The 12,729-nt window shown below is 47.7% G+C and carries 11 protein-coding genes; 4 read left to right on the top strand and 7 right to left on the bottom strand.

All coding sequences use genetic code 11. The annotated features are described in order from the left end of the window. The 4 genes from CSQ88_RS20545 to serS all read left to right on the top strand — a co-directional run. On the top strand, nt 1-92 hold a 92-nt coding region (locus CSQ88_RS20545; RefSeq protein WP_143449393.1), incomplete at its 5' end, for an IS3 family transposase. Nucleotides 93-162: 70 nt separating this feature from the next. Beyond that, a complete protein-coding gene (gene lolA / locus CSQ88_RS20540) occupies nt 163-771 on the top strand; it encodes an outer membrane lipoprotein chaperone LolA (protein WP_099399939.1) in 609 nt (202 codons plus the stop codon). Nucleotides 772-818: 47 nt separating this feature from the next. Continuing rightward, nucleotides 819-2,129: a replication-associated recombination protein A gene (locus CSQ88_RS20535; protein ID WP_099399938.1), complete on the top strand. Its 1,311-nt coding sequence runs from the start codon at nt 819-821 to the stop codon at nt 2,127-2,129. A 308-nt stretch (nt 2,130-2,437) separates the two neighbouring features. Continuing rightward, nucleotides 2,438-3,712, top strand: a complete 1,275-nt coding sequence (gene serS, locus CSQ88_RS20530) for a serine--tRNA ligase (protein WP_099399937.1) — start codon at nt 2,438-2,440, stop codon at nt 3,710-3,712. A 60-nt stretch (nt 3,713-3,772) separates the two neighbouring features. Here the strand turns inward: serS and CSQ88_RS20525 are convergent, their stop codons facing one another. From CSQ88_RS20525 to CSQ88_RS20495, 7 genes are all read right to left on the bottom strand, one after another. Beyond that, a complete protein-coding gene (locus tag CSQ88_RS20525; protein ID WP_099399936.1) occupies nt 3,773-4,393 on the bottom strand; it encodes a CatB-related O-acetyltransferase in 621 nt (206 codons plus the stop codon). 60 nt (nt 4,394-4,453) lie between these two features. Next, the gene (locus tag CSQ88_RS20520) at nt 4,454-5,497 is read right to left on the bottom strand and encodes a phospholipase A (RefSeq protein WP_099399935.1); all 1,044 of its coding nucleotides are present in this window, start codon (nt 5,495-5,497) and stop codon (nt 4,454-4,456) included. Nucleotides 5,498-5,644: 147 nt separating this feature from the next. Further along, nucleotides 5,645-6,331 (bottom strand): DUF3313 domain-containing protein, encoded by a 687-nt coding sequence (locus CSQ88_RS20515; RefSeq protein WP_099399934.1) that lies wholly within the window; start codon nt 6,329-6,331, stop codon nt 5,645-5,647. 248 nt (nt 6,332-6,579) lie between these two features. After that, nucleotides 6,580-8,736, bottom strand: a complete 2,157-nt coding sequence (locus CSQ88_RS20510) for a bifunctional diguanylate cyclase/phosphodiesterase (RefSeq protein ID WP_099399933.1) — start codon at nt 8,734-8,736, stop codon at nt 6,580-6,582. Then, nucleotides 8,720-9,883 carry an alcohol dehydrogenase-like regulatory protein ErcA gene (ercA, locus tag CSQ88_RS20505; RefSeq protein ID WP_099399932.1) on the bottom strand — a complete coding sequence of 388 codons (1,164 nt, stop codon included), beginning with the start codon at nt 9,881-9,883 and terminating at the stop codon, nt 8,720-8,722. The genes CSQ88_RS20510 and ercA overlap by 17 nt, the downstream gene beginning before the upstream one ends. 216 nt (nt 9,884-10,099) lie before the next feature. Further along, nucleotides 10,100-12,121 carry a DUF2235 domain-containing protein gene (locus tag CSQ88_RS20500; protein WP_099399931.1) on the bottom strand — a complete coding sequence of 674 codons (2,022 nt, stop codon included), beginning with the start codon at nt 12,119-12,121 and terminating at the stop codon, nt 10,100-10,102. Nucleotides 12,122-12,127: 6 nt separating this feature from the next. Further along, the gene (locus CSQ88_RS20495; protein WP_099399930.1) at nt 12,128-12,628 is read right to left on the bottom strand and encodes a DUF3304 domain-containing protein; all 501 of its coding nucleotides are present in this window, start codon (nt 12,626-12,628) and stop codon (nt 12,128-12,130) included. Nucleotides 12,629-12,729: the final 101 nt, after the last annotated feature.

Below are 12,729 nucleotides of genomic sequence, written 5' to 3'. Positions count from 1 at the left end.
ATTACATCCATTACTATAACCACGACCGAATCAAACTGAAGTTAAAAGGGCTGAGTCCTGTGCAATACAGAACCCAGCCCTTGAGCGCCTAGCTTTTATACTGTCCAACTAATTGGGGTCAGTTCAGTGCGGGGCTTTTTTACTATTTACCTGAGAAAACCAATGCGCAAACTTGCTCTCATTATTTTAGTTGCAGTGACAAGCCAGACTGCTTGGGCTGATGCGGCAGGTGATTTAAAAAACTACCTGAGCAATACCCAGTCCTTACAAGCCAGCTTTAAGCAAACAGTAACCAGCCAGCAGGGCAAAGTGCAGCAAAGCAGCGGGATACTGGCGATTCAAAGGCCGGGTTTATTCCGCTGGGTTTATCAAAAACCCTTTGAACAACTGATTATTGCCGATGGCAAACAGGTCTGGCTGTACGATCCTGACTTAAAACAAGCCACAGTAAAAGACATCGGTAAAGCCCTGGAAAGCAGCCCCGCCGCCCTGCTTGCAGGCAACAATCAATTTGAGCGCAATTATAAATTGCGCACTCTGGCCAGCAGCGAAGGCGTTGACTGGCTGGAGGCCATCCCCAAGCAGCCCGATCAATCATTTGATACAGTGAAACTAGGCTTTAGCCAGGGCCAGCTAACACAAATGGAGTTACATGATCACTTTGGGCAAACCACACGTATTTACTTTGGCGCGCTTAAAATCAACCCAAAGATCGATGCCGGGCAGTTCCGCTTCAGCCCACCCAAAGATGCAGATGTAATACGTGAATAAGCACTAAAAAACCCTACAATCCCAACCCCGCAACACGGACATTCTCTTTGAGTGATTTATTTGCAAAGCCCGGCCATATTCCGCTTGCCGAGCAATTACGCCCCAAAAATATAGCCGAAGTGGTTGGCCAGAGGCATCTGCTCGCCCCCGGCAAGCCACTCGCTGCGGCCATCTCGGGTGGCAAACTGCATTCCATGATCTTATGGGGCCCGCCCGGCGTGGGAAAAACCACCCTCGCCCGCCTGCTTTCCAGCGCTTTTAATGTGGAATTCATTGCGCTTTCTGCAGTATTTTCCGGCGTAAAAGACATCCGCGCCGCAATGGAAGAAGCTGAAAGCCACCGCAGCATGGGGCGGCACACCTTACTGTTTGTCGATGAAGTACACCGCTTTAATAAGGCACAGCAGGACGCTTTTTTACCTTTTGTTGAATCAGGGCTTGTGACTTTTATCGGAGCAACCACTGAAAATCCTTCTTTTGAAGTGAATTCAGCCCTGCTTTCCCGTGCTCAGGTTTACGTTTTAAATGCACTATCCGAAGCCGAGCTGACAGAATTACTGCAACGCGCCTGCCATGAATGCCTGCCCGAGCTGACGTTTGAATCTTCTGCCATTGACACGCTCACAGGCTTTGCCGACGGCGATGCCAGACGCCTGCTTAATCTGATTGAGCAATCAGCCACCGCGGCTCTCGCCGCCAAACGCACGCACATTGACAGCGCATTTCTAAGTGAAACGCTAACACTGAACGCCCGACGTTTTGATAAGGGCGGCGATTCGTTTTACGATCAGATTTCTGCCTTACATAAATCGGTGCGCGGCTCAAACCCCGATGGCGCACTCTACTGGCTGACCCGCATGCTCGATGGCGGGGCAGATGCGCGCTATTTATCAAGGCGCATTGTGCGCATGGCATGGGAAGACATCGGCCTTGCTGACCCGCGCGCCATGCAAATTTGTAATGATGCAGCAAGCACTTTTGAGCGCTTAGGCAGCCCGGAAGGCGAGCTGGCACTGGCTCAGGCGGTGATTTACCTCGCCATTGCACCTAAATCCAATGCGGGCTATATGGCTTATAAAGCGGCTAAAGCCTTTATTGCCAGCGACAAAAGCCGCGAAGTCCCCATACATCTGCGCAACGCCCCCACTAAGCTCATGAAAGAGCTGGGCTATGGTAAACGCTACCGTTACGCTCACGATGAGCCTGAAGCCTATGCAGCGGGTGAAAGCTATTTACCAGAGGGGCTGGAAGATTTGCACTTTTACGAGCCGACTCCACGCGGGCTGGAGGGGAAAATTACCGAAAAATTACGCCACCTTGCCGAGCTGGATGCGGCGTGGCTAAAGCAAAATCAATAAATCAGCTCGCACAAAACCCAAATCTTGAACCACGAAGGACACCGAGAACACGAAGTTTCACAGAGAAAACCAAGCCATTACATCAAAATAACCCAAGCATTGATCCATAAAAATTAGCTATTTCTCGGACACCCCCTCATTTTGGGTTTCTCCTCCTTCCTCGTTTTTGCCTTTCTCCGTGTTCTCTGTGTCTACAGATTTAAGGTTTAGATTTAGCTTTATAGATTTGGCTTAAGATTTTAGGTTTTTAAGAGCTTGCCAGCCGTGTAAACTATCTACCATTCACCTGAAACAAAAAGACGACGATTATGCTCGATATCAACTTACTCCGTACCGACTTAGAAAACGTGGCAGCACGCCTGGCCAGCCGCAAGTTTATTCTTGATGTAAACGCTTTTTCTGCACTGGAAAACGAGCGCAAATCGCTGCAAACCCGCACTCAGGACTTACAAGCTAAGCGTAATGCCAGCTCCAAGCTGATTGGGCAAGCCAAAGCAAAAGGCGAAGACGTTTCTGCCATCATGGCCGATGTTGCGCTGCTGGGTGACGAGCTGAAAGCGGCCGAAACCGCGCTGGCGGTGCTGCAAGACAAAATCAATGACATGTTGTTATCCATGCCTAATCTGCCGCACGAATCCGTGCCGGTTGGTAAAGACGAAACCGAAAACGAAGAAGTACTGCGCTGGGGCACGCCGCGCGTATTTGATTTTGAAATCAAAGATCACGTCGATCTGGGTGGCCCGCTGGGCCTTGATTTTGAAACCGGTGCAAAATTATCCGGCGCGCGCTTTACCGCACTAAAAGGAGGCATCGCCCGCCTGCACCGCGCTCTGGCTCAATTTATGCTCAACACCCATACACTGGAGCATGGTTACGAAGAGGTTTACACCCCCTACCTGGTAAACGCCGCCAGCATGATGGGCACAGGGCAATTGCCTAAGTTTGAAGAAGATTTATTCAAAGTAAACCGCCCGGATGCCGAGCCGCTGTACCTGATCCCTACTGCCGAAGTGCCGGTCACCAATTTTGTTCGTGACAGCATCGTGAAGCTTGAAGACTTACCGATGAAATTCACCGCTCACACACCATGTTTTCGCTCCGAAGCCGGTGCCTATGGCCGTGATGTGCGTGGTTTAATTCGTCAGCATCAGTTTGAAAAAGTAGAGCTGGTACAAATTGTTCACCCGGATGAATCGCTCAAAACTCTGGAGATTCTGACTGGCCATGCAGAAGCCATTCTGCAAAAGCTGGAATTACCTTACCGCAAAGTAAACCTCTGTACCGGCGATATGGGCTTTGGCTCGCAAAAAACCTACGACCTGGAAGTATGGCTGCCCGCGCAAAACACTTACCGCGAGATTTCCAGCTGCTCCAGCATGGGCGCCTTCCAGGCCCGCCGTATGCAAGCCCGCTTTAAGAATGAACAAGGCAAGAACGAACTCGTTCACACCCTAAATGGCTCTGGCCTGGCAGTTGGCCGTACGCTGGTAGCGGTGTTAGAAAACTACCAGAATGCAGATGGTAGCATCACCATCCCTGCCGTATTACGCCCTTATATGGGTGGACTGGAAGTATTAAAGTAAGCTGTTGCTGTTGTAAATTAAAAAACCTGCCCCTTACAAGGCAGGTTTTTTTATGCACGATTACTTCAAATCCGCTACAACACGCTCCAGAGCACCTATATCATTAGCCGTTAAAAGTGGTTTTATTCTTTCAAAAACTTCTTCAGCTAATTCATATATTTTTAAAGCAAGTAAACGCTGAATCGTATCATCACTAAATCGTTTTTTAATTTCGCATGCAGGATTTCCGCCCACTATCGTATAGGGTGCAACATCACGGGTAACGATACTGCCTGCAGCAATAATTGCGCCTTCACCAATTGTTAATCCAGGCATAATCATGGCTCTCATGCCTATCCAGCAACCGTCTTTTAAATGGGTATCTCCTTTGCCCTGATAAGACTCCGCAATCGTTTCTATAAAGGGATAAAGACTAAACCAGTCCGCCCGATGAGTATGATTTCCACCCATTAAGATAACGGCTTCTGCACCAATGCAAACATAATCACCAATAAAGAGGCGATCAATTTTCCATAATGGTGTCCATTGCTGGCTGATTTCATCGCCATATAAATAACGCACCACCGACATCTCAAAACTCTTATCCCAGCAATCACTGTAATAGCTGTGCCGTCCTTTAATCAAAATATTAGGATTACTCACACTTTCATGCAGCAGCTCCACTTTTGACCAATGCTTCATTGACTACCTTCTCATTTCACACAAAAAAAGCTGACAAAATCATCATTCCCAAGATAATGATCATGGCGAAATAGCAATACCGAACCCTAATACATTTTGCCGCCTATTATAATCAAGCAGATTATCGCCATAGCCACTAAAGACTTGCAGGTATGCTTTTAAATTACCAGTCAGCGGATACGTCCAGTCCAGCTGTATTGCGCCATTACCCGTGCGGAAATTTTGTCGCATCAATGCGCTTAATTCCTGCCCTGAAGCAAAGCGATAACGTGCAGTGACATCACCATGGCCCATAAAATCCAGCAAATCCGGATTATCATCGGTTCCCTCTGACTCTTTGAACCGATACCACGGCCGAACTTCCAGCGAGAAATTATCTTTTTCAAAACCAAAATCAGCATAAACACGATTCCAGCTTCGGGACAATGGATTACTGCGCCCATTAGACTGATGTGCCAGCCCCAGATTCAAAAAGCGCCACTTCATTATTCCCAAATCCAGATCTGTACGAATAGATAAAATACCTTCCGGCTCATAGTTTGTTTCGCGAAATGGCGCGGAATAATCACGGTTATATAATTGCCAATAGCTTTTCTGGGTATAAGCAAGCCAAAAATCTGCCCGGTCAGAAAAAACACTTTCCAATGCTTTTACTTTGAAACTCAGCTGGAATTTAGCTTCCGTATCATTAATCACATCAACGCCCTGCGCTAATGGAATTTGCTGCCCGCTTGATGCGGATGAGCTGGGATGCTGATTACGATTATCGCTGTAACTGATAGGCAGGAAATAATTTGTTCTATATGTTCGCAAGGCAAAAGTGCCTTTCTTCTGATCCAACTCCCATTGATCCCCTAAAGCAGAAGACGCTGATTGATTAATATCAGTAAAGGGTGAAGGCCGCGGCGCTGTATTTGATTTTTCAATCGTTTCCGCTCTTACCTCGGGTGGCTTTGCCGCTGTACCTGTCTGATCAAGGTTGTCGTAACAAGCCAGCCTGGCTTTGGCGTCTGCGATGGGTTTGCATTGCTGCAGCAGACCAACATCCGCCGTGGCATGAGCCGCCACAGCAACACAAAAAAGCAATATTTTTGAGCCCTGCATAAAAGACTTTCCTTGCCAAAAATTCTATCTGTTACTTAAAAACAGCCGATAAAGAAAGATTCACTCAAATCAGGATTAATCAGTATTAAAAAACATAATGCTGCCATTACAGCAGCATTAGCAAAGCAATCAAAAAAGCATTAGGAATTAATCTTTACCTGAGTGATTTATCATCAATGCTCGTGCTAATAAATCCGCACTTTCATGGCACCATTTATCCATCAGCTTCTCTATCGTTTTAAGCTGCATCGGCTCATCTTTTTGTACTGTTTTTGTACTTTTACGTAAATTCACACTACCAGCAAGCAGACTGCCATTTTGTGAATCCTCTAATTGAGCAATATTGCCAATTTTCATTAAATATGGCTCTTTGCCTGCCGCCAGCCGGGCGAGATTAATCACGGCTTTAGCCGGCAAAACATCAATAACGTCAATACCGGGGCGCTCCTGAGCCAGGCCTGTTATGGCCACCCGCATTTTAGCCACGCCCGGCCCAGCCTCCCTGGCCACAGCAATGCCAGCCTTACGGAGCTCTTCGGTCATTTTTTTGTGAAAATATTCAGCTATTTTATTTTCTTCATTACCCTGCAACAGCTGCCAGTTACCTTCTTCAGAATGCCTCATAAAATACAGAGGCTCGATCAAAACAGCATTGTAATCTTTAAGGCTGACCCCGGGCTGCACATACAAACGGCGGGATGCATCTTTATCTGAGGGTTTAAATGCAGAAAGAGGAACAGTAAACAGATTTTCAGGCTGAATTTCTTCAGCCGCAAAAGCAGGCATTGTCAGTGTCACCGCCAATACCATAGTACTGATTAAATGGGTTTTCATTCATCATCCTTTTTTTTACAGACGTGGCATTAAGTATTATGCACAATATTTCCTGAAAAAATAGAGAGGATTTATATATCCCATTTACATATAAAATTTCAGCCGCTAATCCGTCGCCGGATATCTGAGCATCATCAGGCCCTCTTTTCTGCCCCATCGCAACATCTTTCTAATTTTGCCCCTAAAAACAGCGGCCAGCTATTCAATCCACACTGATAAAAACGACCGCCCGCTTTACTCAATTCAAGCTAAAACTTTAAGCCTGTCTGAATTAAAAGCTCAAATTCCTCAGGGGGCACAGGCTTAGAGAATAAATAGCCCTGTGCAAAATCACAGCCTGCTCCGATAAGCAGATCCCGCTGTTCAACGGTTTCCACTCCTTCTGCAATCACTTTTAATCCCAGCTTATGCGCCATCACAATAATGGCTTCTGTTAATGCCATATCGCTCGAGCCGGGGGCTAAATTGCGAATAAAAGACTGATCAATCTTTAAGTAATCAATACTGAATTTTTTGAGATACGATAAAGAAGAATAACCCGTACCAAAATCATCAATGGCAATCTGCACCCCCTGATCCCGGAATTTAAGCAGGCTTGCTTTTACCCCTGCATCAGAATCCAGAAGCAGGCTTTCTGTAATTTCAATCACAATGGCCTCACCAGGCAAACCCTGATCATGCAAATAAGCCAGCCATTGGTCATTGCTATTGTCTTTTGCAAACTGAACGGGCGATTGATTAACACTGACTTGAAGGTGGGCCATAAAATGGGTTCGCCAGCGCTTGACCCACGCTGCAGATTCATTAAATACCCAATCGCCTATCTCAATAATCAGACGGGTTTCTTCTGCAAGCGGAATAAACTCCGCAGGGCTGACCATGCCACGCTGCGGGTGCAACCAGCGAAGCAGCGCTTCTGCTTTGTAAATCTGGCCATTGCTAAGATCAACAATCGCCTGAAAATAAACACGCATTTGCCCGCCCGCTAATGCGCTGCGTAAATCATTAATCAGCCTGATACGCTTTTGCACCTGCTCCTGCAAGGCAGGGGTGAAATAGCTAAAGCGGTTTCGCCCCTCATTTTTAGCCACATACATGGCCTGATCCGCATTTCTGAGCAGCTCATCCACATCCTGAGCATCCCTTGGGTAAAACGTAATGCCAATGCTGCCTGAAATCAACACCACCTCGTTACTCAGGCAAAATGGTTTTGCCAGCTGGCAGAGAATATCCTGCACAATCCGCTCAATGCAGTTGATATCATTCAGCCCGGAAATCAGCACGGTAAACTCATCCCCTCCCAAACGGGCCACTGTATCCACTTCACGCACACAGCCTGCTATGCGGGCTGCGGCCTCTGTCAGCAGTAAATCGCCTGCGGCGTGGCCAAAGGCATCATTCACTTCTTTAAAGTGATCCAGATCGATAAACAGCAGTACTAAGTGATTTCCGCCGCGATTTACTTTTTTTATTTCCTGCAGCAAACGATCATGAAACATACGGCGGTTGGGCAAATCGGTAAGCGGATCAAAATTAGCCTGTCTCCAGATCAACGCTTCTGCCTGCTTACTTTGGGTAATATCCGAGCCAACGCCACGATAGCCGGTGAATTGGCCCAACTCATCAAATACAGGCTCCCCGCTTACAATCACCGTACGTACTTCACCGTCTATCCCTAAACGGCGCAGCTCCAGCCCCCGGTAAGGCTCATGCCGCTCAAGCATTTGGCGGTGGGTTTCCCAAAAATCTTCTGTCGGCCCCCAGTAGCCCATTTCCCACCTGGTTTTACCAATCGGGTCTGATGGAGAGAAATACTCAAAATAACGCCCGCCGCCAGTTTGATTGGTAAATCGAAACTCAGCATCTTGCTCCCAATACCAATCAGCCCCCATCTGAGTCAGACTACGAAAACGTGATTCACTGGCACGCAAATCAGCATCAGCCTTTTTACGCTCGGTAACATCCCGCGCCACAACCGCCACCAGCACTAAACCATCGGCCATTTGCTGGCACAGTGAGCCTTCAAAAATCAATCCCTGACCATCTTTGCGTCTGAAAGTAACCTCTGCATCCTGCCCCAGCGTATTCAGATCTGCGAAGCCCTGATTCTTGGCTTGCGTATATTCAGGCCACAGCATATCGAGCGTCATAGACAGCAGCTCTTCCCGGGTATAAGTCAGCGCCCTGCATGCCCCACCGTTGGCATCAACAATCCGGCCATCATCCTTGTCGGCAATCAGAATCAGCTCTTCACAGCAATCGAGTAATTCTCTGAAGCGCTCCAGCTCGTAAACATGATCACGCAGCAGGGCATAGTGGTTTTTGCGTAGCGACAGCTTACCCAGGCCAATGACCTGATCGCGCATTTTGTCCCAGTCTGGCTCGGTATCAGAGTGCCTGCTCATAGATTACTTCCAGATCACGCACGACAGGTTGTCGCGGATTGGTGACAATGCAGGGATCAGCAAAGGCCTTGCGGGCCAGCTCGCCCAGATCAGACAAGCGCACTTGTTTTTCAGAAAGCGTCTGTAAAATGCCCGCAGCAGCCTTAAAGCGCCTTACCTCATCCAGCAAGGCCTGTTTGCGGTTTTTTTCCACCATACCCCGCAGATCCAGCCCCATGACATCACTGATTTTTAAGAAGCGATTGCTCGCCTGCGGGTAGTTATACTCAATCACATGATCCAGCAGCATGGCATTGCACTCCCCATGCGCCAGATCAAGAAAACCGCCCATGCTATGCGCCATGGCATGCACCGCCCCAAGGCTGGCATTAGAAAACGCCAGCCCCGCATGCATGCTGCCCAGCATCATATCCGAGCGTTTTTCCATATCCGCAGGATCACTTAAAACACCCAGCAAATTGCCATGAATTAAACGTATCGCTTCAAGCGCGTGCAGATCAGAAACAGGGCCATGCGCCTGTGAAACAAAGGCTTCAACCGCATGCACCAAAGCATCGATTCCGGTACAGGCGGTGAGGTATAAATCCATCGTTACCACCGTTTCAGGATCAATCAGAGACACATCAGGTACAGCAGCCTTACTGATGATGGCGATTTTCACTCTTTCTTCTGCATTGGTGATAATCGCAAATTGGGAAACATCAGCCGACGTGCCCGATGTAGTAGGAATACAGATAAGCGGGGGCGGAGGTAAGGCAATCTGGTCGATGCCTTCAAACTCCAGAATATGCCGGCGATTCGCCACCACAATGCCAATGCCTTTAGCGCAGTCGATCACGCTGCCACCGCCCACGCACACAATCACATCACAGCGGTTTTCTGTGTACACCGCAGCGCCATGCATCACCTCTGCCGCCTTAGGGTTGGGTGTCAGTGCAGAAAAATGCGTAATATGCAAACCGCTTTCCAGCAAAGACTGCTCAACTTCCCCGGCCCAGCCCGCTGCAATCACGCCAGGGTCTGACACCAGCAGCACATGCCTTGCACCCAAGTTTTGCGCATAGCTGCCTGCCAGCTTGCGGCTGCCCATGCCAAAGACAAATTCTGGCGAGACAAACTTTCTTAAAGATGCAAAGACCCCGGCCATTTTCCCACCCTCCAGACATCCTTGCTTTGCACGGAGACTAACAACAAATCGTCGCAAACCCATGCCGCTGAGGTATGAATGCAGTCTAGCAACACCCACCCTGCTTTGCACTTGTAAGCCGACCGCTTACATTGTCATGCATGGCAATTAGCCAGAATAAAATTGGCGTGTGGATGATACGATGGCACCAGGATCAGCAAGGGGGGAAAACACAATCTATTTACGTGCCTGAATTTCTTTCATCACATGCTGGTGGCGCAGCAACTCTTCTTGTCTTTGCTGCTGGTTAATGCGTAAGAACTCAGACATATCCTTGCCAGACTGCTGTTGCTTCATACCACCTGAACGCTGCTCTTCAAGGCTTCTCATCCTAGCTTCGTGTGTAATACGCTCATTCTCAAGCTGCGCTTTTCTGGCCTTTTCAAGCCGCTGAACATTTTCTGAATCATCTGTCTTTTCTGCGGTCTGAGAAGCCACTTTTCCATCCGCCAGATAAATCTTCCGCCAGCGCAAATAACCCCACATTCTGTATGGCTCCCGTCCAAACCATGCTTTTGAATCATGCATCAGTGTTTCAAATAGCGGCACCACCTCTGGAATCAAGACTTCCTGATTCCAGATAAATTGAATCGATGTATCCCATTGGGCTTGCTTTTCGCCCAAAACCATCGTGGCCCTGCTCTTTAAAAGCTCAAGCTCTTTGGCTAAATTCTCATCCTCCCTTTGAAAGTCTTTTATCGCATCACCTTTTAAAGAGTGGGGGCTATTTTGTAATTCTGGCAATAAATGAATTCGCCCCAGCCTTTGCTTTCGCCAGGCCAGAAACTGCCCATAATGCCTGCGGCTTAATACTTGAAGAGATTCACCCGGCTGTGTTTCTGTTAACCACATTCCGCCCACAGGTTTTATTTTTGCGGCTTTTGTACTTTCTACATATTGATTAAATATTTTGATTGTTGCGGAATCAATAGCAAAGTTTTGTTCACGAAAAGGTGATTTTTTCATATCAGTGGGTGTAAGCAATGGCACGCCTGCAATTAAAGCTTCCCTATACATCTGTGCCAAGGGGATTTGCGATAGTTTTTTACCATCCCCTACAACACCTACCCCAATCGATCGCCCCTGCTCTTGCGGCTCATACCCCCCGCCCACATCAGAATGCACCCCCGGATACATCACTTCTTTATGCAATGCGCCGCTGCCTATTGCATCCAGAGGAAATGATCCCCTTACCTCATGGGCAGCAACCAGATGCACGCACCTTACATCATCCGCGACTTTTAAATTTTCAGCGCTCGCCCAACCGCTATGCCCATCTTGAGTAGGCATAGACTGAGCCAGTCCCACCGAGGCAACCGTATCAAAAATACCCAAAAAATCAATTTTCAGTTCCAGCCCGGCAATCTCTGAGCCGTACGCCTGCTTTAGCCAAGTCACAAACACCCGCGCCGCAGCCGCCCCACGGGAAAAACCAAAAACAGCAATTCTCACCCTTTTGATTTTTGGCTTACCCTGCACCCGGCCCTGAATAAATGGCGCAATCAGCGGGCGCAGTTGTTCAGATCTTTCACGCAAAACTTTAAAGCGATCAACCCGCTCAGACATAAAAACCCGCGCTAATGGGGTCACCATCCGTGCCGCATTAGCTGCCACAACGCTCGCCGAACTAAGCATTTTTTGCGCCAATTTGCCATCCGCCTTCAGCGCCATTGAGGGGTGAGGCGAGCCTAGAATCGCTTCATGCAAATGATTAGTAATCTGCAACAAAGCCCAATTAATCCTAACCTCTCCACATAAAGCCGCAACTTCACCACCGGTATCATCAACCATACCGCTTTCATCACCCAGCTCTAAAAATGGCGTGCCTACTCCTGGGATATATGTCTTTCTATAAAAACACTTTTCAATGGGCGGAACCGCTGCAGGCCAATCCGCTTTTTCATCGGCCTTTAATCCCTTTAATTCTTGCGCCTTTAATTCCTTATTGCTTACTTTTAATTGTTCTGCACTTGGATAACCGGCATAGACTTCGTATAAACGAGCGACATTGCTATGGCTGAATTTCTCCGTTGCGTAATATTTATTATTATTTGTGCCATCAAAAAAGAAGCCGAGGAAGATGTCTTGATTGCAATCGAGACAAGAAAGATCACCAAGGTTTTTATCACGCTCAACGATTTCTTTACCCCCTAACTTCAAAGGATTCGCAGGGCAAATTTCAGCAAAACGAGTGCTCATCAATTATTACTCCTGATAATCCAACCCACACATTTTTTTATTGATAACCCATAGATCCTTGCAGTCATTTAGTAATTTATTGCAAGCCGCCTGATTACCCTCTGGATCACTAGACTCTTGTATTGACTTTACAGTACAAGCCTCCCTCATCATCGCGGCTGTTTCTTCTTTTGAACCAAACTTATACTTCGGCAAATGCTTCCGGCACTCTTTTTCAGACAATCTCGCCACACATGCGCTTAACGCCCCTGCTTTCTCCCTCCCTGCCCAATTAGCATGCCCCGGCTCTACCGGCGAGGCGATCAGCTCTACTTCATGATTGGGATAAAACAACACATACAAATCACCAGGAACGCTGTATTGCGGCACTTCTAATGTGCGCTGATACTTAATTGGTAAAATCTCCTTGGTATCGGCCTCCTGCCAAGACAAGTGATATTTCAAGCCAGCCCTCCATTTCTTAGGCAACAAAGTACAACAGTTTTCCTGATTATGTCTCTTGCTCAATTAAGGCTTGAAATACCCCTCTTGGACAAGGTTTAGCCTGCATCACGGCTTTGAGTAATCGAGGAATCAGAGCGCACAGGTCTGCTCGACGATTGAAACGG

Source organism: Iodobacter sp. BJB302 (assembly GCF_002735645.1).
GTDB lineage: Bacteria > Pseudomonadota > Gammaproteobacteria > Burkholderiales > Chitinibacteraceae > Iodobacter.
Note: the sequence above shows the minus strand (reverse complement) of the source record. Positions and strands in the feature narration are given on the sequence as shown.